Here is a 19,597-nt window from a genome sequence, read left to right as displayed (position 1 = left end):
CAACAAGTGCCTGGACGCCTACGGGCCGGGACCAGCAACGGCACCCGGGTGGTCATCTGGGACTGCGGCGGACAGGCCAACCAGCGATGGATGGTCGGCCAGGTCGCTGACCCGGTCGCGCTCACGACGCCGTCGTATGTTCCGGCGTCGTGAGCGCGTCCCGGGAGGCTACTGGCCTGGCCGTTCCTCGAACGGGGACGGCATGTTCTGGATCAGGAACCAGCTGCGTTCGGCAAGGCGCGCCTCGTCGTCCTCGGTGCGGTTCGTGATCATGGCGTACACGATCACGCGGCGGTCCTCACGCTTCGCGGGGTCGGTCTGGAACGTGTGCGCCTTGTAGCCGAGCTTCCGGATCGCCCGGCGTCCGCAACGGCGGAACTGCGTGATGCCCTCTGTGTCCCACTCGTCGAAGTGGTCGGTGACCTGAAAGTCGATCTCCAGAGGTTGCATCATGGCCGCCACGAGCTCGTCATCGTCCACAGATCGCCACGCTACGCCGCGCCCACGGTGCGGGTCTCGTGGATCGCAGGGTGAATTCGCCGGAGCGGTGCCCCAGATCGATCTCACCCCCAGGGCAGGGAGACGGCGAGCAGCGCGACCGCCGAGCCCCCGAAGACCGCGGTGTTGCGGACGTACGTCTGTGCGCGGACCCAGCTCGGGAAGGCATCCTCGGCGGCCCGGAGGAACGGAGCGACCTCGATTCGAGCGAGCTCGGGGTCGCCCTTGCTCCGGAAGGCAGCCTCCACCGACTTCACCGCGGTGAGGTTGCTGTAGACGATCGCCGCGTTCATCAGCAGGACCAGCGACGAGAAGATCCAGGTCAGGAGCTGGGCCGCATCAGCGCCGGCGAAGTTGAGGGAGGCGGTAGCCACCATCACTACCGCGACCGCCACGGGGGCCGCCGTCTCGTGGCCGCCGGCGTCGAACCGCAGCTTGTTCTCCTCGAGTACTTCGGGCCGGACGCCCTGTCGGTGCAGCTCGGTCACCGCGGCGGCCTTGGCCACGTGGCCGTAACGGTGGCGGACGAGCGGGATGCTGACGAAGGCGGCGGCGACAAGCAGCTGCATGACTGCGGCGAGTGTGTTCATGGTGGTCTCCCTCAACTTGCACTTAGTTCAACTGGCTGACGAGTGAGACCGTAGCGGACAACTTGAACTAAGTGCAAGTCCAATATTGAACAAAGTGCAAGTCGTGCGTACGGTGTACGTATGCCGCGTGACACGCTGACAAGGGACCAGATCGTCCAGGCCGCCATCGAGCTGCTGGACACCGAAGGCCTCGAAGGGCTGAACATGCGGGCGCTCGGTCGTCGGCTGGTGTCCGCCGCCACGGCCGTGTACTGGCACGTCCAGAACAAGGACAACCTCGTCCTGCTCGCGACCGACCGGGTCTGGGGCGAGCTCACCCTCCCCGACCTGGATCACGTCGGATGGCGAGCGGCGGCCGAGTCGATGGCCACCGACCTCTACGGGATGTTCGTCCGGCACACCTGGCTGGTGCAGGTGTTCGCCGTGCACGTCGTCTACGGCGAGAGCAAGGCGCGCCACGACGACCGCAGCCTCGCCGTCTTCGAGGCGGCGGGCTTCACCGGTGCCCGGGCCGACCAGGCGGCAGCAAGCGTCTTCACCTACGTGCTCGGCAACGCGGCAGGCGCTACCGCTTCCGCATCGCTCGCACGCTCGCTCGCGGGCGGTGGCCCGACCGCCGAGCTGCAGCTCCAGGGAGCCATGGACAAGGCCCGGGAGATCGCCGCGCAGTATCCGTACCTGCGGGCGCGACTGGACACCCACGCCGCAAGCGACTACGCCGCTTCTCCGGAAAGGACCTTCGAGTTCGGCCTTGAGGCGCTTCTCGACGGACTTGAGCGTCGGACGGCGTCGGGACGCTGATCTCCGCTCAGCCGGTCCGGGCGATGCCGTGCCGGTAGGCGAGGATCACGAGGTGCACCCGGTCGCGGGCGCCGAGCTTGGCGAGGATGCGGTTGACGTGGGTCTTGATCGTCGGCAGTGCGAGCGTGAGCTCGGCGGCGATCTCGGGGTTGGACAGTCCTCGTGCGATACCGAGGAAGACGTCGTACTCGCGCGGCGAGAGCAGGGCCCGTAGCTGCGGGCCGGCGCCTGCGCGGTCGAGGGCCGCGACGTGCGCCTCGATGAGACGACCCGTGACACGGGGCGCGAGGACGGCGTCCCCGGCCGCGACGGTACGGATCGCGTCGGTGAGCGCGGTGGCCGTGGCGCTCTTCAGGAGGAAGGCGCTGGCGCCGGCCCGCAGGCTCTCGAAGGCGTAGACGTCGAGGTCGAACGTGGTGAGCACGACGACCTTCGTGCCGGGAACCGCGCCGGTGATGCGACGGGTGGCCTCGATGCCGCCGATCCCGGGCATCCGCACGTCCATGAGCACCACGTCCGGCCGGAGGGCGCGGGCAAGCGCGACGGCTTCCTCCCCGGTGCCGGCCTCGCCGACGACGGCGATGTCGTCGGTCGCGGCCAGCACCAGCGAGTTGCCGGTGCGGATGAGGGCATGGTCGTCGACGAGGAGCACGCGGATCCGCGGGCGGGGCTCAGCCATCTACGACGTCGTTCCTCTCGGCGCTCGCTGCTCCGGAGTCCGGGACGGTGCGCGGACCGGCGGTACTCAGGACTGCGCGGGTGCGCCAGCCGCCGCCCGGCAGCGGCCCGGACTCGGCGTCACCGCCATGGGCCGCGGCACGCTGCCGGATGCCGACCAGCCCGTGCCCCGGCGTGCCCTGCCGGGTGACCGGCCCGCCGTCGTCGGTGATGGTGAGGACGACGACGCCGTCGCCGTGGTCGATCGCCACGGTCGCCCCGGTGGGACCGTGTGCGTGCCGGAGCGTGTTCGTCAGGGACTCCTGCGTGATGCGGTAGACGGCCTGCCGGATAGCGGCGTCCGCCGGTAACGCGGGCCCGGTCCGGGTCAGCGTGACGGGCAGCCCCGCGCCCCGAAAGCCCTCGGCGAGCTCCTCCAGGGCGGGGAGGTTGTCGCCGGAGTAGTGGAGGTTGGCGTCGAGCCCGGCGTCGGCGTCGCGGAGCAGGGCCAGGGTGCGGTGCATGTCGCCGAGCGCGTCGCGGCCGACCGCGGCGATCTGCTCCACGGCCTCGCGCGACCGTTCGGGATGCTTCTGCGCGGCGCTGGTCGCGCCGTTGGCGAGGGCGACGATGACGGTGAGCGAGTGGGCGACGAGGTCGTGCATCTCGGCGGCGATGCGGGTGCGTTCGGTCAGGGCGGCGTGCTCGATCCGCTGGTTCATGGTCTCGGTGAGCCAGCGGGTGTGGTCTCGCCGGCTCCTGACCAGGAACCCGGCGGCGAGGGCGATCAGCGAGACGGGTTCCATCAGGGAGCCGAGCTGCGGGCGGATCCCGCTCAGCGAGTACGGGACGGTGGCGAGCATGGCCACCGCCATCGCGGCGCCGTAGCCGATCACCGTGCGGGCCGTCGTCTGGCGAGAGGCCACGGTGTACAGGGCGACGGCGAACGGGAGGGTCGGAAAGCCGAGGCCCGGCTGCGTGAGCGCGCTGAGCGCGCCGGCCAGGGCGGCCACGATGAGCACCGTGAGCGGCCACCGGCGGCGCGCCAGCAGGATCCCGGCCGCGGTGGCGAGCAGGAGGTACCCCCACCACGTGGTGCCCTGGGTGCGGAAGCTCAGCGCGAGCAGGTGGGGGAGCCCAGCGGCGACCACGACGACGACGTCCACCGTGCGTGGGTGCTCGCGTATCCAGAGGGCGAGGCGCGACGGCGGACGCGTCAGGTCCGCAGCCTCGACCCGCAGGCCCTCCGTCGTCATCGTTCCCCTTCTCGCGGTAGATGTCCGGGCCCATTCTGCGCGCTGCGGCAGGTGGGGCGGCATGTCGGGCGGCATGTCAGGCGGCACGTCAGGCGTCACGCAGGTGGAGCAGCACGCCCGCCACGAGCAGCGCGACGACCGCCCACAGCGCGAGGACGCCGAAACCCGTCCAGGGATCGAGCTGCGCGACGGAGTGGAAGTCGGAGATGAGCCGGCGCCCCGCGTAGGTCGGGGTGTAGTCGGCTGCCCCCCGGATACCAGGGATGGACGACAACAGCGGCGGCGCCACGACCAGGAGCCCGAGGACAGCGGTGAGCGCGCCGGCGACGTGGCGCAGAGCGGCCGCCAGACCCGTGGCGAGGGCCGCGATCGCAGCGAGGTACGCACCCGAACCGAGCGCGAGCGCGACGGACTCTTCGAGCCGGGGCGCGTACACGACATCGGACCCCGCCAGGATCAGCACCGACAGGCCGAGGCTGCACGCCGCACCGATCACACCGGTCAGGAACCCGAGCGTGGCGAGCACGAGGGCCTTGGCTGCCAGCCAGGGTGATCGTGTCGGCAGTGCCAGCAGCGACAACCGGGCCTGTCCCGACGTGTACTCGCCGGTGGTTGCGAGGACCGCGAGCACGGCGACGACGATCTGCGCCCACAGCACGCTGTCCATGAACTGCACCGGCTCGGCGGTGATCGTCTGCCCGGCGAACCGGGGATCGGCGAGCCGGGACCGCAGGCTGACCGAGAGCAGCGCGCCGGTGCCGATGATCGTGAGCAGCGCGCCGGCGGCGAGCATGCGGTGGGAGAGCAGCGTCCACAGCTTCACCGCTTCCGCGGCGACCGCGCCGACGAGCAGGGGACGGGCCGGGGTCAGGGTGCTTCGGCGAGTCATCGGGTTACCTCCACGGTGTTCGTGCTGGTCGTGCTGTTCGTGCTGTTCGTGCTGGTCGGGGCGGTCGGGGCGGTCGGGGCGTTCGGGCGAGTCGGTGCGCTCGTGGCGGTCAGACATCTCGAGCCCGGAGCGCGACGACGGCACCCGCGAGCGCGGCGGCCGTCCAGGCGAGCAGGACGGCGTATCCGCCCCAGGGTCCGAGCTCGGCGGCGGCGCCGTCGGGTGCGAGGAGCAGCAGGCCCGCCGACGTCGGCAGGTAGAGCGCGAGCTCCCGCACCTCAGGCACCGGGACCATGGTGGTGGCGAACGGTGTGACCCACAGGAACACGACCACCGCGAGGATCGAGCCCGCGAGGTCGCGCACGATCGCCCCTATCCCGAGCGCCAGCACCGCGATCGCGCCCAGGTACAGCCCGGCGCCGGCCACCAGCCGGACCGCGAGGGCCGGCTGGTCGCCCAGGTCGGTTCCTGTGGCGGATGCGAGGGCGAAGGCTGTTCCACCTCCGGCGGCGCCCGCGGCGAGCCCGACGGCGCCCACGACGGCGACCTTCCCGGCCAGGACCGGCCACCGGTTCGGCACGGCCAGGAACGTGACCCTGCTGGTGCCTGACGCCCACTCCGAGCAGATCAGCACGACGGCGAGCACCGCCAGCACGAACTGTGCCCACGCGACCCCGGCCAGCAGCTCGGTCGCCGTCGGCGCCGGGACGGGGCCGTCGCCGTCCTGGGCCGACAGCAGCATCGCGGCGAGACCGATGATCAGGGCGAACGCGGCGCTCGCGGTGACCAGGTTCGACGGCAGCGAGCAGAATTTCAACCACTCGGCGTGCACCGCCCGTGCCACGGCGGTCACGACCCGCTCCCGCCCGCGGCGCCGGTCCGCGGCTCGCCCACGTCTCCGCCGCGGTACTCGACGGCGTCCCGGGTCAGCCTGATGTACGCCTCCTCGAGCGTGCGCCCGGCGTCGGAGGTCAGCTCCGCGATCGGGGCATCCGCGATCAGCTCGCCCCGTCCGATCACCACCACGTGGTCCGCGACGAGCGCCAGCTCGCTCAGCAGGTGCGACGACAGGAACACCGTGCGTCCCTCGGCGGCGAGCGCGCCCAGCAGCCCGCGGATCCACGCCACGCCGTCCGGATCCAGCCCGTTGACCGGCTCGTCCAGGATCAGCGTGTGCGGGTCACCCAGCAGCGCGACGGCGATCCCCAGCCGCTGACCCATCCCGAGGGAGAACTTCCCCGCCCTGACACGGGCCGCGCTCTCCAGGCCGGTCAGCCCGATCACCTCGTCGATCCGTGCCGCCCGGAACCCGTGCGTCGCTGCGACGGTGCGCAGATGATCGACGGCGCGCCGGGACCGGTGCGCGGACCTCGCGTCCAGCACCGTGCCCACCTCCCGCAGCGGCGCACGCAACCGGGCGTACCGCACACCGTCGATCAGCGCCTTGCCCGTGGTGGGACGGTCGAGCCCGACGATCGAACGCATCGTCGTGGACTTGCCCGCCCCGTTCGGCCCGAGGAACCCGGTCACCTTCCCCGGTCGCACCTCGAACGACAGGTCGCGCACTGCCCACGCCCGCCCGTACTGCTTGCCCAGCGACTGCACCTGTATACCCATCATCGACCTCCGGTCTGCGAACGACTTGCGTCGACGCTACGAAGAGGCCGGTGCCCGGCGATGCCACCCCAGGGTTGAACAATTCGGCTACCGCGTGTGGCATGCCTTCAGATAGCTGAGGAACGATGCCTGTAGCCCGGTGACGTGTGTCTCGTGGAGCATCTTGTTCGAGACCTGCTCCGACCGGCCCTTGGTGTGCAGCCGTTCCACGACCGAGAGGACGTTGCGCGCCATCTTTCGATAGATCGGGATGTCTCCGAGCACTTCGGCTTCGTTCAGCGTGATGTGCAGGCGCGGGGGAGTGGAGTCCTCGCCGGGCTGGGGCAGGGCTTCGACCAGGCTGAAGATCTGGCTGTCGGCACTCACCACACCGGGGCTGCCCGCACCGAACGTCGCGAACGGCGCTGCCTCGCGCAGCCAGGCGTAGAGGGCGAAGAGGCCTCCGTAGGAGTAGCCGAAGAGGCCGTGCCCGGACTCGCTGACGCGCAGCTTCGACTGCAGCTGGGGGTGGAGCTCGGCGGTGAGGAAGTCGAGGAAGACATCCGCGTGCGTGTCCGACAGCTCGGCGAGGTAGGCCTCCATCTGCGCCGGGGTCATCTTCCCGGTGTCGCGCGCCCACTCGACGGTGGCCACCATCTCCGCGCTGACCGGTTCCCCCGGCGGGACCAGATCGCGGTTGCGAAGGTGCTCCCAGGCCGCGGCCTCCGCACCGGCGTACCCGATGCTGACCTGGATGTAGGGGCCGATCGTCAAGAACGGGTCTGCCTGGGTGACGATCAGTGGCGCGGTGAGACCAACGGTCCAGTTGCCGTCCACCACGTAGACCAGGGGCAACGGATCCGTCGAGTCCGCATAGCCGGGTGGTGTGGTCACCCAGACGCCGTAGCTGTGCCCCGACCCTGCGGTGACCTCGAAGTACTCCGTGTCCTGCAGGCAGCCGTGCAGCATCTGGCTCATCGAGCTTCTCCTTTCGTGGCGCCGCCGTCCCCCACACGGTGCGGCCCTCTCCAGGGCCGGGGGCGCCATCCTCAACAGTGGTGAATTCGGTGTCGGGTACGCTACTCAACAGTGGTGAGTTCGTCAACGGGAGGTACCGTGAGAGCGCCGGTCGGAGAAGGTCGGGAGCGCCTGCTGGAGGCACTGTTCGACGAGTTCGGTGAGAACGGCCCGAGTGCGAACCTGTCGATGCGCCAGGTCGCCGAACGGCTCGGTGTGCACCACACGCTGCTCACCTATCACTTCGGTTCGCGGCCAGGTCTGCTGCGTGCGGTGCTGTCGGAGGCGCGTCGTCGGGACAACCTCGTCATCGCCGCCGCCGGCGACGAGCTCGGATTCGAGGCGCTGTGCCGGACCATCTGGAGCTTCTACTCGGACCCCGCGCACGAGGATCGAATCCGCGCCTTCTTCCACCTGGTCGGGCTCGCCGTCTACGAACAGGACGTGTTCCAGGAGTTCGTCGCCGACATAGACGACCTGGCGCACATCCTTGAGGCGGCCGCCCTTCGTGACGGCGTCACGCCGACGCAGGCAGAACGGCAGAGCATCATCGCCACCTCGTGCCTGCGAGGACTGCTGCTGCAGCGGCTACTGACCCCCACCGCCGAGATCGACGCCGCGGCCGAGCACTTCATCACCTCGCTGAGGGCTCTCACCGGTGAGGGTCGCCCGTCGTGAACCATTCCGTCGTCGAACCGCTGGCGTCCTGCGTCTGAGGTTGGCCTCGTACGTCTGTGGTGTCGCGAGATCGGTCGGATGCACGCGGCCCGAAACGAGATCGGTCGCTTGCTCCGAGATCGGTCAATCAACGGACCGATCTCAGAGCAAGCGACCGATCTCGAACTACAACGAGTGCAACGGACCGATCTCGTGCCGACGGCACGCTGCGGTGACCACCTCGCCCCACAGCTCGGGGTGGGTGTGCCAGAAGTCGTGCGGGACGTCAGGAATCGTCTCGAAGCGGCCGGCCGGGACAAGCTCACCGAGCTGCGCCAGCGGCCATGACGGGCGGATGTCCGCGCCTGCGGCCAGGAAGGTCATCGGCACCCGCGAGTCGGCGAGGCCGCGCCACAGGCCGGGCTCGTGGATCCAGTCGAGGAACGACTCCTGGAGCGCGGCGTGGACCTCGGCCGACCAGGCGATGTCGGGGCGCGGATCCGCGGCCCTTCCCGCCTCATACACCGCAGACCAGGAGCGGTCCTTGTGCGGCCCGTGTCCGGCGATCCCGACGACCTGCACCACCGACTCCGGACGGTCGAGCGCATAGCGGACGGCGAGGTCGCTGCCCCAGGAGTGACCGAGTACGGTCCACCGTTCGACGCCGGCTGCTCTGCGCACCTCCTCGAGATCGGCCACGGCCTCCGCCATCGTGTGCGGCCCGCCCCCGGACCGGCCGACGCCGCGGGGTTCCGGGAACCAGGCTCGGAAGCCCCGCGGAGCCAGCTCGTCGGACTCCAGGTACTGGACGCAGCCTGGACCGCCCGACAGCACGACGACGTCCGGCCCGGCGCCGCAGACGCCTACATGGAGTTGCGTGCCGTCAGGTGTCGTCACGATCGCGGAGTCCATTATTCGTCCGGGCCGGTGACGCTGAACCCTTGCTCGTTGCCGTACCGGATGACCGACTCCTGCCAGGCCTCGTGCCCGTCCGCAAGGGTCCTCGTGCCGGTGTAGGCCTGGCCGACGGTGTCGGGAAAGACGCTGTTGGCGTGCACCTGATAGGGCAGGTACTGCCATCCGGGCACGACGTGGGCGGATGAGTCGGCCAGGATCTTGTTGATCTGCTGCCCACCGAAGAATTCGGGCTCCTCGGCGAGGAAGGCGGGATCGGTCAGGTCTCGCATCGTGGCAGGGAAGGCACCGGCCTTGAGGCGGGTGGTGACGCCGTCACCGATGTTCGCGTACTTGAGGAAGGCGTACGCCAGCTCCTTGTTCTGGCTCCCTTCCGGGATCGCCAGCGCGGAGCCCCCGTTCTCAGCGGTCTGGTAGGCCCCCTTGGTCCACTGGGGGATCCGGGCGACGCGCCAGTCGCCCGACGCCGCGCCGGCACCGGTCTCGAGGTTCGCGGGCATCCACGCACCCATCACGAGCGCGGCGATCTCGCCGTTGCCCAGGCCCTGGAACCACTCGTCGGACCAGGCGGGGACGTCGGCCAGCAGGCCACGGTCGATGAGCTGCTGCCACATGCGCGCGAACCGCGCGGAGCCCTCGTCGGCCAGGTCCACGGTGACGTTCGTGCCGTCGACCTTGAACGGGTGACCGCCGGCCTGCCAGATCATCGACGTCGCGAACCCGGCGTCGCCGCTGTCCGACGTGATGTACGTGTCCGGGTCGTGCACGTGGATGGCCTCCGCGGCGGCGGCGAACTCCTCCCACGTCGTGGGCACCGTCACGCCGGCCTCCTGGAACACCCTCGCGTTGTAGAACAGGGCCATCGGACCGGAGTCCATCGGGAGGCCGTACACGGCCTCGTCACCTGTCGCGCCGTCGGTGTCGGTCACGGCACCCCACGGGCCGGCCGAGAAGGACCTGCTCAGATCACCCGCACCGAACTCGCTCAGGTCTGCCAGCGAGCCGGCGATGGAGAACTGCGGCAGTGCGTAGTACTCCATCTGGGTGACGTCGGGTACGCCGGACCCGGCGCTGATCGCGTTCTGCAGCGCGACGTAGTGGTCGTTGCCCGTTCCGACGTTCGCCATCTCGACGTTCACGTTGGGGTACTTGGCCTCGAAGTCCTCGACGACCTTGTCCAGCGTGGGCTCCCATGCCCAGACCAGCAGGTCGCCGCCCTCCCGGAGGACGGCGTCGTGCGCATCGTGGGACAGCCCCGCGCGGTCGGCGCTGCCCCCTGCGCCCGAACGGGGGGCGCCGCACGCGGTCAGTGCCAGCGCCAGGACGCACGCACTCGTGATTGCTGCTGCAGCAGAGCGGCGGACGGCTGGTGGTGCGGGCATCGGCGGGGTGAGCCTTTCGGTCGGCGGAGTCAAGCATCCGGCCCGCGAGAAGGGGCGGCAACCCGTAGAAGCCGCAGGTGGACGGAGCCGCAGGGTTCCGTACTCCCTGTCCACCGGCTTGATCGGCGCTCACTCTCCGCTAACCCGCGGCTTGCGACAGTGATGGCTCCGGTACGTCCGTAATGCCAGGGAGACATCCATGAAGAAGCTTTTGGTCATCGGCGCAGGGGCAGTGCTGGCCGCCGCCGCATTTGGTGGACCGGCCGTAGCCACCGCCGTGGCCGCTGCGCCGCAGAACGCGCAGACCGCCAGCCACGCGCAGGCGGCGACCCATCACGGCACGCCGACCAAGGCCGAGATCGACGCGCTCTTCGACCGGTGGAACGCCGCGGTCGAGACCGGCGACCCGGAGCAGGTGGCCGACCTCTACGCCCCGGACGCGGTGCTGCTGCCCACGCTCTCGCCCGTGGTCCGGACGGACCGCGCCGGGCTCGTGGACTACTTCGAGCACTTCCTCGCGAAGAACCCGAGCGGCGAGCGGACCCAGTCCGTCATCAAGGTGCTCGACAAGAACACGGCGATCGACACCGGCCTGTACACGTTCACCTTCACCGCCGACGACGGCACGCAGACCTTCGCGGACGCGCGCTACACCTTCGTGTACGAGAAGGTGCACGGCGAGTGGCTGATCATCAACCACCACTCGTCGCTGCTGCCTGCCGCCAGCTGATCCGTACGTTCAGTCCGCCGGTGGGGGCGTCGTCGAGCACGACGTCCCCACCGGCGTCGGCGACGAGCTGTCTGACGATCGCCAGGCCGAGCCCGGAGCCGGACCTGCCCGTATGGCCCGGCCCGCGCCAGAACCGGTCGAACGCGCGATCCTTCTCCGCTGCGGTCATGCCCGGGCCCTCGTCGCGGACCTCGAGCACGACGACGTCGGCACCGGCCCGTACATCGAGGGTGATGGCCGCCCCGTCGGGCGAGACGCTCAGCGCGTTCGAGAGCACGTTGTCCAGGACCTGCTCGATCTGCCCGGGGCCCGCAAGGACCACCGGATCGGCGTCCCAGGCTCCGGTCAGCCGGAACGCGACGTCGCGTTCGTCGCCCCCGAGACGCCAGAGATCGAGCCGCTGCTGGACCAGCTCCGCCAGGCGCACCGGTTGCGTGCCGCCGGTCCGGGCCTCGGCACGTGCCAGGACGAGAAGCCCGTTGACCAGGCCGCTGATCCGGGTCACCTCCCGGCTCGCCCGCTCGACGTCGTCCCGGACGGCCGCGTCGCCGACGCCGTCGGCGATGTTCTCCAGCGACAGCTGGAGCACCGTCAGCGGCGTCCGAAGCTCGTGGGAGGCGTCGGCCACGAACACCCGCTGGGCCGCGACCAGAGTCTCCAGGCGCTCGGCGGCGGAGTTCAGGGCCAGCGCCAGCGTCTGCGTTTCCGGCGGGCCCGCGACGGCGGTGCGGGCCGCGAGGTCGCCGTCGCTGAGTCGGCCGGCCATCGTCTGCAGGTCGCCCAGCGGCTTGGTCAGCAGGCGTACCGCCAGCGCGCCGAGCAGCGCCGTCACCGCAAGGATCCCGATCGCGAGCAGGGCCCGCAGCTGCCAGACGTCCAGGACCCGTTCGTGGAGCGCGCTGGTCGGGTAGCTGATCCGTACGGCGCCGTTCGGCCTCGCCGGGACGGTCACGACCAGCTCGACGTCGGTCCACTCGGCAGTGGCGTCCCCGCCGTTCCATGACTCGAGGACGTCGACACCGCCGGGAGTGTCGCGCTCGTACGCTGACATCGTCTCGGCCAGCGCGTCGCGCGCGTCCTTGTCGCCGTCCGCCAGCAGCAGCGCCATCGTCATGGCGTCTCCCTGGACGGTCGCCTCGGTGTCGTCCCGCAGGTGGTTGCCGACGGGAACCGAGAGCGGCAGCTTGAAGGCCAGGAGCGCTATCGCGATCAGGACCACGTAGCTGACGATCAGCCGCCGGGTCATGGCTCGGTGCCCTCGACGACCAGGCGGTAGCCGACGCCGCGTACGGACTCGATGGTCAGGGCACCCGCGAACTTCCGCCGCAGGGCGGAGGTGTGCACGTCGAGGGTCTTCGTGGGACCGAACCAGTTCAGGTCCCAGACCACCTCCATGATCCGTTCCCGGGTCAGGAGGGCGCCCGGCTGCTCGGTCAGGAAGGCGAGGAGCTCGTACTCCTTGCGCGCCAGCGGCACCTCTACCCCGTCGAGGAACGCCCGCGCCGCTCTCCGGTCGATCGTGACCCGGCCGTAGTGGCCGACGCCGGCCGGGCCGCCACCGGGGTTCACCCGCCGCATCACCGCCCTGATCCGGGCGATCACCTCCCGCACCCCGAACGGCTTGGAGACGTAGTCGTCAGCCCCGAGCTCCAGGCCCGCCACCCGGTCGACCTCGTCGCTGCGCGCGCTGATGACGATGATGGGTACGTCGCTGCGTGCCCGCAGCGCCCTGCACACGTCCAGCCCGTCGGTGTCCGGCAGCCCCAGGTCCAGCAGGACGACGTCGCCCGGGTCGGCCCGCAGCGCCGCGGCGCCGGTCGCCACCCATTCGACCTCGTACCCGTACCGGACGAGCCCGCGTTGCAACGATGTCGCCAGCGACTCGTCGTCTTCCACCAGGAGCACTTGCACGCACGAACACTATTCCTCCGCGGGCCTGCGGCCCGCCTCTCGCGCGGAACCGGTGGTCGTCGCGTGGGTGGAGGCACGCTCGACGATGTGCCACTGATCGGTGAAATCGGCACCGGTGCCTGCGAGGGCATACCGGGCGCACGCCGCGCCCTGCTCGCGCATGGACTGCGCCACCGAGGTGATGCCCTGGGCGCGCGCGGCCTCCGCGTCGTCCCAGCCGGTGAGTGCCACGTCGCTCGGCACGTGCAGCCCGGCGGTCTCGATGGCGCGGAAGGCGCCGGACGCGAGCTCGTCGCTCATCGTGGCGAGGGCGTCCGGGCGGTCGGCGCGCGACATGAGCTCCTGCGTCATGGCGCGGGCCTCGCGGGCGTCGTTCGTCGAGCACACCGCTACGAGCACGTCGTCCCAGTCGGCGCCGACATCGCCCGCCGCGTCCCGGAAGCCGAGCAACCGCTCGCGCGTGACGGGAAACGTCGCATCGTCCGGGTCAGGACCGGCGACGACGGCCGCCTCACGTGCACCGGTCAGGGGGAAGCTCAGCACCGCCGGCACCGTGCCGCCCGCGAAGACCAGGCGGCCGATAGCCCGGGCCGCCGCACGGTTGTCGATCCCCACGACATGAGCTCCTGCGACGGCCGGGCCGCTGTGCACGACGACGGGGCGTCCGGTCGCGATCGCGGCGTCCAGCACCGGTGCGCCGTCCTCCGTCGTCCACAGCACGTAGCCGTCCACTGCCGCCGCGCTGATCCGCGCCACGTCCGCGGTGGCATCGGTGACCGGCAGGATGGTCATCGCCTGTCCCTGCTCGGCGCAGACCTCCGCCACGCCCGCCATGAAGGCCGTCGCCTGCGGGTCGTCGAACGCGTACGTCAGGTGCTCGCCCAGCACGACGCCGAGCGCCCCCGACCTGCCCCGTCGCAGCGATCTGGCCGACGGGTCGGGTGCCGTGAAGCCCAGGGCCCGAGCAGCGGCGAGGACCTTCTCCCGGGAGGCCGCGGAGACCCGCTCCGGCCTGCCGAACGTGTAGGACGCCGTCATCGTCGAGACGCCGGCGAGCTCAGCGACCTGCGCCAGCGTGGCTCGACGCGAGGCGTGGCTGTTCACACGCAACAGTCTATGCGGGGAGGGCAGCATTGTGTAACGTTACACAGATGTCACGACACTTTCGGGCCGTGCCTTCCACGGCTGCTGCCGCAACGCTCGCGTTCGCCGCCTTCGGAGCCTTCTGGGGTGCGTGGGGTGCGTCGATCCCCGGGTTCCGGGTCCAGGCGGGGCTTGATCACGCCGGGCTCGGTGTGGCCCTGCTGTTCGTCGGGGCCGGCGCGCTGCCCGCGATGCTGCTCACCGGTCGGGCGATCGACCGGTGGGGTCTGCGCGTGGCCGCCGTCGCGATCGCCGCGCTGGGGCTGGTGGGTGCCGGTGCCGTGCTCCTCGCCAAGGACCTGGTCAGCGCGTCGCTCGCGCTGGCCCTGATCGGCGTCACGTCCGGCGCGGCGGATGTCGCGATCAACTCCGTCGCGGGGCGCGCCGAACGTGAGGCAGGACGCCCGTTCATCACCCGGGTGCACGGCGTGTTCTCGTCGTTCGTCGTGGTCGCCAGCCTCGGTACCGGCCTGCTCACGAGTGCCGGGGCGCCGGTCGTGACCCCGTTCGTCGTCGTCGCGGTGGCCGCGCTCCTCGCCGCGGCGCTGATGGCGAGGGTGCTTCCCGCCAGGCCCGGCGCCGCGGTTCCCGCACGGCCGATCTCCACCGGGAACGTCGACGCGCGGCTCCCCGCCTTGCCCACCTTGTCGCTGATCGGCCTGGGCCTGCTCGGCGCGCTGGCCTTCGCCAGCGAGAACGCCCACCAGAGCTGGAGCGCCGTCTTCGCCACCGACGCGCTCGGCGCCAGCCCCGCGGTCGGCACGTTGGCCCCGGCGGTCTTCGCCGGCACCGCGGCGATCACCCGGTTCAGCACCGGACACATCAGCGCCACGTATGCCCGCCCGACCATCGCGGCCGGCGCGACGGCCGCTGCGGCCGGCGCCGTGGTCATCGCGTTCGGTCCCAACCTGGCGGTGAGCGCCCTGGGCATCGCGCTGGCGGCGGCAGGCACCGCCGTCCTGTTCCCGATGATCCTGTCCGTCGTGTCGTCCCGCGTCGACGAGGCCAACCGTGGCCGCGCCACCTCGACCGCGTCCACCGTCGCCTATCTCGGGTTCCTGCTCGGGCCGTCCTACGTGGGCTTCTGGTCCGACGCGGTAGGCCTGCGTGGCGCGATGCTCGCCGTCGCGTGCCTCGGCGCACTGCTCCTGCTGCTCACGCCGCTGGTCACGCCAGGCTCACGCTCCGCGGCCGGGGCCGGACGTGACCGGCCCGCTCGCCGGAGCGCAACCAGCGGCTGAGCGACGCGGTAGCCGAGGTAGGTTCACCGGTTGGTCGGGCCGTGGCTACCAGGACGTCTTCCGGCGCGGTTAGAACGGGGGCATGAACCCTGGTCCCGAACTCGACCGACGCACCCTGCTCGGTGCCACCGGCCTCGCCGCCGCCGGACTGCTGCTGCCGGCCGCACCGGGCTTCGCCGCGCCCGCCTTCGCGCGGGCCGGCCGCCCCTCGCTGACCCACGGCGTACAGCTCGGCGATCCGCGTACGGACGGGGCGGTGGTGTGGACACGGGTCGACCGGCCGTCCCGGATGTTCATCGAGATCTCCCGCGATCCGGACTTCCGGCGTGCGGTGCGGATCCGTGGCCCGCTGTTGACGCCGGCGACCGACGGCACCGGTGAGGTGCGGCTGATCGGTCTGCCGGCGGGGCAGGAGGTGCACTACCGCGTCGTCGCGCAGGACCTGGACGGCCGGGCCGACAGCCAGGCACTGACCGGACGGTTCCGCACCGTGCCAAGGGACCGCAGGGACGTGCGGTTCGTGTGGTCGGGGGACGTCGTCGGCCAGGGGTGGGGGATCAACCCTGACATCGGCGGTATGACGATCTACGACGCGATGGCCGCCCGCAACCCCGACTTCTTCCTGCACAGCGGCGACACCGTGTATGCGGACGGGCCGCTCCAGGAGTCCGTGACGCTGCCCGACGGGCGGGTCTGGCGCAACATCGTCACCCCGGAGAAGTCCAAGGTGGCCGAGACGCTGACCGAGTACCGCGGACAGTTCGCCTACAACCTGCTCGACGAGAACGTGCGCCGCTTCGCCGCCAAGGTCCCCCAGATCGTGCAGTGGGACGACCACGAGGTGACGAACAACTGGTACCCCGGCGAGATCCTGAACGACGACCGCTACACCGAGCAGCGCGCCGACGTCCTCGCCGCCCGTGCGTACCAGGCCTTCCACGAGTGGCAGCCGGTACGCAAGCAGGACGCCGTCGACGGCCGTGTGTACCGCAAGGTGTCCCACGGCCCGCTGCTCGACGTCTTCGTGATCGACATGCGCAGCTACCGCGACCCGAACTCGGCCGGCACCACGCCGGAACGCATCCTCGGCGCCCGCCAGGCCCGCTGGCTCGTGGAGTCGCTGGACCGCTCCCGCGCGACCTGGAAGATCATCGCCTCGGACATGCCGATCGGTATCACCGTGCCCGACGGCGACAAGATCGAGGGCGTGGCCAACGGCCAGCCGGGTGTGCCGAACGGGCGCGAGGCGGAGCTCGCCTGGGTGCTGCAGGAGATCAGCCGACGGCGGGTGCACAACACCGTCTGGCTCACCGCGGACGTGCACTACTCCGCCGCCATCCACTACGCGCCGGAGCGGGCCGCGTTCGAGGGGTTCGACCCGTTCTGGGAGTTCGTCTCCGGCCCGCTGCACGCCGGTGCGTTCGGCCCGAACAAGCTCGACCCGACGTTCGGGCCGGAGCAGGTGTTCGTCAGCTCCCCGCCGCGCGCCAACACCTCGCCGCTGGAGGGCTTCCAGCACTTCGGTGAGGTCAACGTCGACGGCGCCACCGGACAGCTTCGCGTAGACCTGCGCGACCAGGCAGGGCGCTCGCTGTGGGCCACGACCCTCGACCCGAGGCGCTGACCCGCCAGCAGGTGCTCGACGCTGGAGCTCGTGTTCGCCCGCGATGGTGTACCGCCAGAGCCCAGGTGCGGGGAACCTCTAAGTTCCTTACCCGACTACGCGAATATTGTCGCCGTCGCATAGACGCCAAGGACTGACGCTCGTACCGTCGAAGCATCCGGCCCACCAGGGGCCAGGCGCCGGCGGGCGAGGCGCTGGTGGAGATCCCGGAATCTGTGCTGAGGGAGGCCGTGCGTGCTCTTGGATGGTGAGGCCTGGAGTGCCAAGTTTCTGGATTTCCGCAGCGAGGCATGGCGTCTTGAGACCCTGCCGGAATATCGCGTCTCGCAGGAGGACGACGAGATGCGCGCGTTCCTTGCGGGCGAGCGTATCGACCCGCACGCATACTCGAACGAGTACACCGACGACCTGAAACGGGTGCGCGCCGAGGGGAAGTCCAAGGGGCGGGTCCATGTCGTCACGCGTCCGCTCTCGGCCTACCTGCGATACGAGTTCATGTACTACCGGCCGCACGCGTGGGCAGGTGAAGACATCCGGATCATGGACGTGACCGACAGGGAGAACCCGTTGGCCGGCGCCCAGGACTTTTGGATGTTCGACCGGTCAGAGGTCGTGCTCATGCACTATGAGTCTGACGGGACTCAGATCGGCCGTGAAATGTTCGAGGGTGACGTCTCTCCGTTCCTTGAGTATCAGAGGATCGCGCTCGCCGAGTCGGTGCCCTTCGAGGAGTACGTGAAGGGTCTTGACGTTTGAGCCGGAAGAGCTAGGTCAGAGTAGAGCCAACCTAGCGGTGCGCCATGTCACGCTTGTGGCGGCCACTCCGCTAGGAAGTCATCCCTGATGTTCTCGACGAAGTCCTCATGGCGTCGTCGGCCAGTGCCAGGGCGGCGAAGCGTTCGAACTTCGCGACGTAGAGGGCGACGTCTCGGGCGTCGGTCACCGTCACTTCGGCGTGCGTCGTCTCCACCGTCACCAAGCGGTCGTCCCGGATCACGAAGGAGTGCCCTTGAGCGTCACGCTGCGGGGCTGACAGCGGCACGACACGAATGTCGACGCCAGGTAGACGAGAAGCTGAGACGAGCCTGCCCAGTTGCCCAGCCATCATCAGCGGCGGCAGCAGGCGCCAGCGCAGCACGGCTTCCGTGATCACGAAGCGCAGGTCCTTGCCGGTCTCGTACAGGATCGACTGACGGGCGATACGGGCAGCGACCGTACGATCGAGCGTGTCCTCTCCCAGGCCGGTGTTGGACAGCACTGCCCGGACGTACTCCGGTGTCTGCAACAGTCCTGGGATCAAGGAGGGCTGGAAGAGGCGCAGCAGGGTCATCGATTCTTCGAGTGCCCTGATCTGCTCCTGTTTGCGGTGGAACCCGAGTCGCCGGTAAAGCCGCCATGCCGTCGCCTCCGTGGCCTGCGCACGGGCCACAGCCATGTATTCAGCCTTGACCTCCTCCGAGACGCCAAGGGCCGTGAGGATACGTTCCACGTCCATCACGCTTGGCGCTGCGCGGCCGGTCTCGATCTTGCTGAGCTTGCTGGTGGACATGACAGCGCTGCGGGCTACGGCCTTTGCCTCCTTGCCGGAAGCCTGCCGTAGAGCCCGCAGCGCTGCGCCTAGCTCTCCTCGGTTCACTCGGCCCCGTGCTTCGCCCACCACTCGGTGAACGGCACAGCATGTGCCAGGGCCGTGTCCCGGAGCGCGACGAAATCCCCCGCCTGAGCGGTCGGCACGAACGTTGGGCCGAGGAAGGTGCCACCGTCGTCATAGTTCATGACGGCCGGGGCTTCCTCGTCGAACAGCCAGAAGTCTGGTGCGTCCGCCAGAGGGTTCTCTCGCTCCGTGGTGTCGAGGATGAAGAACTCTTCCCCGGCCTCCATGTTCGTCAGGTAGCCCCAGCCCAACTCGTATCGCAGGTACGGGGTGAGCGGACGAGACAGGATATGCACCCGGTACATCCGCTTTCCGCTGTGCGTAGCCTTTCGCACCGCGTCCAGCCACCCGGCGTTATATCCCTCCGGCTTGGGGTCCCCTGCCAGGAAAGCCCGGAAGTTCTCGGCGCTCGACGGGATTTCATAGTGATCAAGAATCTCCAGGCGAAATGCTTCGCGCTCGAAAGTCTTGAGGCGGTTCGTCAGGTCGTCAGATGAGCTGATCATTCATCGCCTTCCGGATCAGTTCCATGGGGATCTCAACGACCGTCTCGTGTGCCGGTAGCGCCAACCCATGATCAGCAGGAGTGGCGCCCTGCACCAGGATCGTGTCCCGGTCGGTGGCGTACAGCGTCGGACAATCCCCGAGCTCACAGGTGCTGACCAGCTTCGTGACCTGCATAGTGGTACCCCCTCTGTCGAGCCGCTTCCTGTCGCAGTCCATGCTCCTGGCCGTCAGACCGCAAGGCAAGTGCCGGTTCTTTCCACAACAGGAAACCGGGCCTGCCCCCGGCTATCGCCCGTTCACTGCGCGTCGCGCCCGGCCGCGTCGTGTGGCCTGACTGACGCAGCTCACACGAGGAACATACCGGATGTTACGGCAACTGCTGCCAGGTTGGCCGACACCCTGTCTGGCGAAGTCGCGAATACCGTTCTTAACGGCATCTTGGCCGACTTCTTGCGAGAACAGGAAAGCGGGTGGGGCTGGCTGAAAAATTCCATCAGGATCATTCTCAGAGCCGACAACTACTGGGAGG

23 protein-coding genes are annotated in these 19,597 nt (G+C 69.9%); 7 read left to right on the top strand and 16 right to left on the bottom strand.

Translation table 11 applies throughout. The annotated features are described in order from the left end of the window. Positions 1-6 precede the first annotated feature (6 nt). Positions 7-153, top strand: coding sequence for a hypothetical protein (locus AB0F70_RS00170; protein WP_357442269.1), 147 nt, complete (start codon positions 7-9; stop codon positions 151-153). A 15-nt stretch (positions 154-168) separates the two neighbouring features. On the opposite strand, the gene AB0F70_RS00165 is transcribed toward AB0F70_RS00170, so the two are convergent. Both AB0F70_RS00165 and AB0F70_RS00160 read right to left on the bottom strand, forming a co-directional pair. After that, positions 169-480, bottom strand: coding sequence for a hypothetical protein (locus AB0F70_RS00165; RefSeq protein WP_357442267.1), 312 nt, complete (start codon positions 478-480; stop codon positions 169-171). Between the two features lie 83 nt (positions 481-563). Next, complete coding sequence (locus AB0F70_RS00160) at positions 564-1,088, bottom strand: hypothetical protein (protein WP_357442265.1); 525 nt, start codon at positions 1,086-1,088, stop codon at positions 564-566. A 120-nt stretch (positions 1,089-1,208) separates the two neighbouring features. Between AB0F70_RS00160 and AB0F70_RS00155 the strand changes: the two genes are divergently transcribed. After that, on the top strand, positions 1,209-1,889 hold the full coding sequence (locus tag AB0F70_RS00155) for a TetR/AcrR family transcriptional regulator C-terminal domain-containing protein (RefSeq protein ID WP_357442263.1): 681 nt from the start codon (positions 1,209-1,211) through the stop codon (positions 1,887-1,889). Positions 1,890-1,896: 7 nt separating this feature from the next. Here the strand turns inward: AB0F70_RS00155 and AB0F70_RS00150 are convergent, their stop codons facing one another. From AB0F70_RS00150 to AB0F70_RS00125, 6 genes are all read right to left on the bottom strand, one after another. Next, positions 1,897-2,568 carry a response regulator transcription factor gene (locus AB0F70_RS00150; protein ID WP_357442261.1) on the bottom strand — a complete coding sequence of 224 codons (672 nt, stop codon included), beginning with the start codon at positions 2,566-2,568 and terminating at the stop codon, positions 1,897-1,899. After that, positions 2,561-3,802, bottom strand: coding sequence for a histidine kinase (locus AB0F70_RS00145; RefSeq protein WP_357442259.1), 1,242 nt, complete (start codon positions 3,800-3,802; stop codon positions 2,561-2,563). Before AB0F70_RS00145 ends, AB0F70_RS00150 begins: the two co-directional genes overlap by 8 nt. A gap of 88 nt (positions 3,803-3,890) precedes the next feature. Then, positions 3,891-4,691, bottom strand: a complete 801-nt coding sequence (locus AB0F70_RS00140) for a hypothetical protein (protein ID WP_357442257.1) — start codon at positions 4,689-4,691, stop codon at positions 3,891-3,893. A gap of 109 nt (positions 4,692-4,800) precedes the next feature. Then, positions 4,801-5,544: a hypothetical protein gene (locus AB0F70_RS00135; RefSeq protein WP_357442255.1), complete on the bottom strand. Its 744-nt coding sequence runs from the start codon at positions 5,542-5,544 to the stop codon at positions 4,801-4,803. Beyond that, entirely contained in the window at positions 5,541-6,308 is a 768-nt protein-coding gene (locus AB0F70_RS00130; protein ID WP_357443528.1) for an ATP-binding cassette domain-containing protein, read from the bottom strand. The genes AB0F70_RS00135 and AB0F70_RS00130 overlap by 4 nt, the downstream gene beginning before the upstream one ends. 87 nt (positions 6,309-6,395) lie before the next feature. Beyond that, positions 6,396-7,265, bottom strand: coding sequence for an alpha/beta hydrolase-fold protein (locus AB0F70_RS00125; protein ID WP_357442253.1), 870 nt, complete (start codon positions 7,263-7,265; stop codon positions 6,396-6,398). A 138-nt stretch (positions 7,266-7,403) separates the two neighbouring features. Here AB0F70_RS00125 and AB0F70_RS00120 point away from each other — a divergent pair, with 138 nt between their 5' ends. Continuing rightward, the gene (locus AB0F70_RS00120) at positions 7,404-7,982 is read left to right on the top strand and encodes a TetR/AcrR family transcriptional regulator (protein ID WP_357442252.1); all 579 of its coding nucleotides are present in this window, start codon (positions 7,404-7,406) and stop codon (positions 7,980-7,982) included. A gap of 165 nt (positions 7,983-8,147) precedes the next feature. Here the strand turns inward: AB0F70_RS00120 and AB0F70_RS00115 are convergent, their stop codons facing one another. Together AB0F70_RS00115 and AB0F70_RS00110 are read right to left on the bottom strand one after the other, a co-directional pair. Further along, a complete protein-coding gene (locus AB0F70_RS00115; RefSeq protein WP_357442250.1) occupies positions 8,148-8,858 on the bottom strand; it encodes an alpha/beta hydrolase in 711 nt (236 codons plus the stop codon). A 14-nt stretch (positions 8,859-8,872) separates the two neighbouring features. Continuing rightward, entirely contained in the window at positions 8,873-10,258 is a 1,386-nt protein-coding gene (locus AB0F70_RS00110; RefSeq protein ID WP_357442248.1) for an extracellular solute-binding protein, read from the bottom strand. Between the two features lie 199 nt (positions 10,259-10,457). On the opposite strand from AB0F70_RS00110, the gene AB0F70_RS00105 reads away from it, so the two are divergent. Continuing rightward, positions 10,458-10,988: an SgcJ/EcaC family oxidoreductase gene (locus AB0F70_RS00105; protein ID WP_357442246.1), complete on the top strand. Its 531-nt coding sequence runs from the start codon at positions 10,458-10,460 to the stop codon at positions 10,986-10,988. Here the strand turns inward: AB0F70_RS00105 and AB0F70_RS00100 are convergent. From AB0F70_RS00100 to AB0F70_RS00090, 3 genes are read right to left on the bottom strand one after another with little or no spacing between them, the layout of a single operon-like run. Then, positions 10,951-12,234, bottom strand: coding sequence for a HAMP domain-containing sensor histidine kinase (locus tag AB0F70_RS00100; RefSeq protein ID WP_357442244.1), 1,284 nt, complete (start codon positions 12,232-12,234; stop codon positions 10,951-10,953). The genes AB0F70_RS00105 and AB0F70_RS00100 overlap by 38 nt on opposite strands. Further along, positions 12,231-12,899 carry a response regulator transcription factor gene (locus AB0F70_RS00095; protein ID WP_357442242.1) on the bottom strand — a complete coding sequence of 223 codons (669 nt, stop codon included), beginning with the start codon at positions 12,897-12,899 and terminating at the stop codon, positions 12,231-12,233. Before AB0F70_RS00095 ends, AB0F70_RS00100 begins: the two co-directional genes overlap by 4 nt. Before the next feature lie 9 nt (positions 12,900-12,908). After that, a complete protein-coding gene (locus AB0F70_RS00090; RefSeq protein ID WP_357442240.1) occupies positions 12,909-14,003 on the bottom strand; it encodes a LacI family DNA-binding transcriptional regulator in 1,095 nt (364 codons plus the stop codon). A 68-nt stretch (positions 14,004-14,071) separates the two neighbouring features. Here AB0F70_RS00090 and AB0F70_RS00085 point away from each other — a divergent pair, with 68 nt between their 5' ends. From AB0F70_RS00085 to AB0F70_RS00075, 3 genes are all read left to right on the top strand, one after another. After that, positions 14,072-15,283, top strand: coding sequence for an MFS transporter (locus AB0F70_RS00085; protein ID WP_357442238.1), 1,212 nt, complete (start codon positions 14,072-14,074; stop codon positions 15,281-15,283). 82 nt (positions 15,284-15,365) lie between these two features. Then, positions 15,366-16,907 carry an alkaline phosphatase D family protein gene (locus AB0F70_RS00080; protein ID WP_357442236.1) on the top strand — a complete coding sequence of 514 codons (1,542 nt, stop codon included), beginning with the start codon at positions 15,366-15,368 and terminating at the stop codon, positions 16,905-16,907. 234 nt (positions 16,908-17,141) lie between these two features. Continuing rightward, the gene (locus AB0F70_RS00075; RefSeq protein WP_357442234.1) at positions 17,142-17,663 is read left to right on the top strand and encodes a DUF6879 family protein; all 522 of its coding nucleotides are present in this window, start codon (positions 17,142-17,144) and stop codon (positions 17,661-17,663) included. 70 nt (positions 17,664-17,733) lie between these two features. On the opposite strand, the gene AB0F70_RS00070 is transcribed toward AB0F70_RS00075, so the two are convergent. From AB0F70_RS00070 to AB0F70_RS00060, 3 genes are read right to left on the bottom strand one after another with little or no spacing between them, the layout of a single operon-like run. Then, entirely contained in the window at positions 17,734-18,543 is an 810-nt protein-coding gene (locus AB0F70_RS00070) for a helix-turn-helix transcriptional regulator (protein WP_357442232.1), read from the bottom strand. Then, a complete protein-coding gene (locus tag AB0F70_RS00065) occupies positions 18,540-19,067 on the bottom strand; it encodes a DUF6879 family protein (RefSeq protein WP_357442230.1) in 528 nt (175 codons plus the stop codon). Before AB0F70_RS00065 ends, AB0F70_RS00070 begins: the two co-directional genes overlap by 4 nt. After that, the gene (locus AB0F70_RS00060) at positions 19,051-19,242 is read right to left on the bottom strand and encodes a hypothetical protein (protein WP_357442228.1); all 192 of its coding nucleotides are present in this window, start codon (positions 19,240-19,242) and stop codon (positions 19,051-19,053) included. The genes AB0F70_RS00065 and AB0F70_RS00060 overlap by 17 nt, the downstream gene beginning before the upstream one ends. Between the last annotated feature and the right edge of the window lie 355 nt (positions 19,243-19,597).

Origin of the sequence: Promicromonospora sp. NPDC023805 (assembly GCF_040639635.1) — a bacterium.
In the GTDB taxonomy this organism is placed as follows: domain Bacteria; phylum Actinomycetota; class Actinomycetes; order Actinomycetales; family Cellulomonadaceae; genus Promicromonospora.
Note: the sequence above shows the minus strand (reverse complement) of the source record. Positions and strands in the feature narration are given on the sequence as shown.

Coding starts and splice junctions, on each gene's coding strand:
- AB0F70_RS00105 (WP_357442246.1), top strand. CDS start 10,458: ATGAAGAAGCTTTTGGTCATCGGCGCAGGGGCAGTGCTGGCCGCCGCC.
- AB0F70_RS00110 (WP_357442248.1), bottom strand. CDS start 10,258: ATGCCCGCACCACCAGCCGTCCGCCGCTCTGCTGCAGCAGCAATCACG.
- AB0F70_RS00060 (WP_357442228.1), bottom strand. CDS start 19,242: ATGCAGGTCACGAAGCTGGTCAGCACCTGTGAGCTCGGGGATTGTCCG.
- AB0F70_RS00100 (WP_357442244.1), bottom strand. CDS start 12,234: ATGACCCGGCGGCTGATCGTCAGCTACGTGGTCCTGATCGCGATAGCG.
- AB0F70_RS00125 (WP_357442253.1), bottom strand. CDS start 7,265: ATGAGCCAGATGCTGCACGGCTGCCTGCAGGACACGGAGTACTTCGAG.
- AB0F70_RS00160 (WP_357442265.1), bottom strand. CDS start 1,088: ATGAACACACTCGCCGCAGTCATGCAGCTGCTTGTCGCCGCCGCCTTC.
- AB0F70_RS00145 (WP_357442259.1), bottom strand. CDS start 3,802: ATGACGACGGAGGGCCTGCGGGTCGAGGCTGCGGACCTGACGCGTCCG.
- AB0F70_RS00080 (WP_357442236.1), top strand. CDS start 15,366: ATGAACCCTGGTCCCGAACTCGACCGACGCACCCTGCTCGGTGCCACC.
- AB0F70_RS00150 (WP_357442261.1), bottom strand. CDS start 2,568: ATGGCTGAGCCCCGCCCGCGGATCCGCGTGCTCCTCGTCGACGACCAT.
- AB0F70_RS00155 (WP_357442263.1), top strand. CDS start 1,209: ATGCCGCGTGACACGCTGACAAGGGACCAGATCGTCCAGGCCGCCATC.
- AB0F70_RS00140 (WP_357442257.1), bottom strand. CDS start 4,691: ATGACTCGCCGAAGCACCCTGACCCCGGCCCGTCCCCTGCTCGTCGGC.
- AB0F70_RS00065 (WP_357442230.1), bottom strand. CDS start 19,067: ATGATCAGCTCATCTGACGACCTGACGAACCGCCTCAAGACTTTCGAG.
- AB0F70_RS00130 (WP_357443528.1), bottom strand. CDS start 6,308: ATGGGTATACAGGTGCAGTCGCTGGGCAAGCAGTACGGGCGGGCGTGG.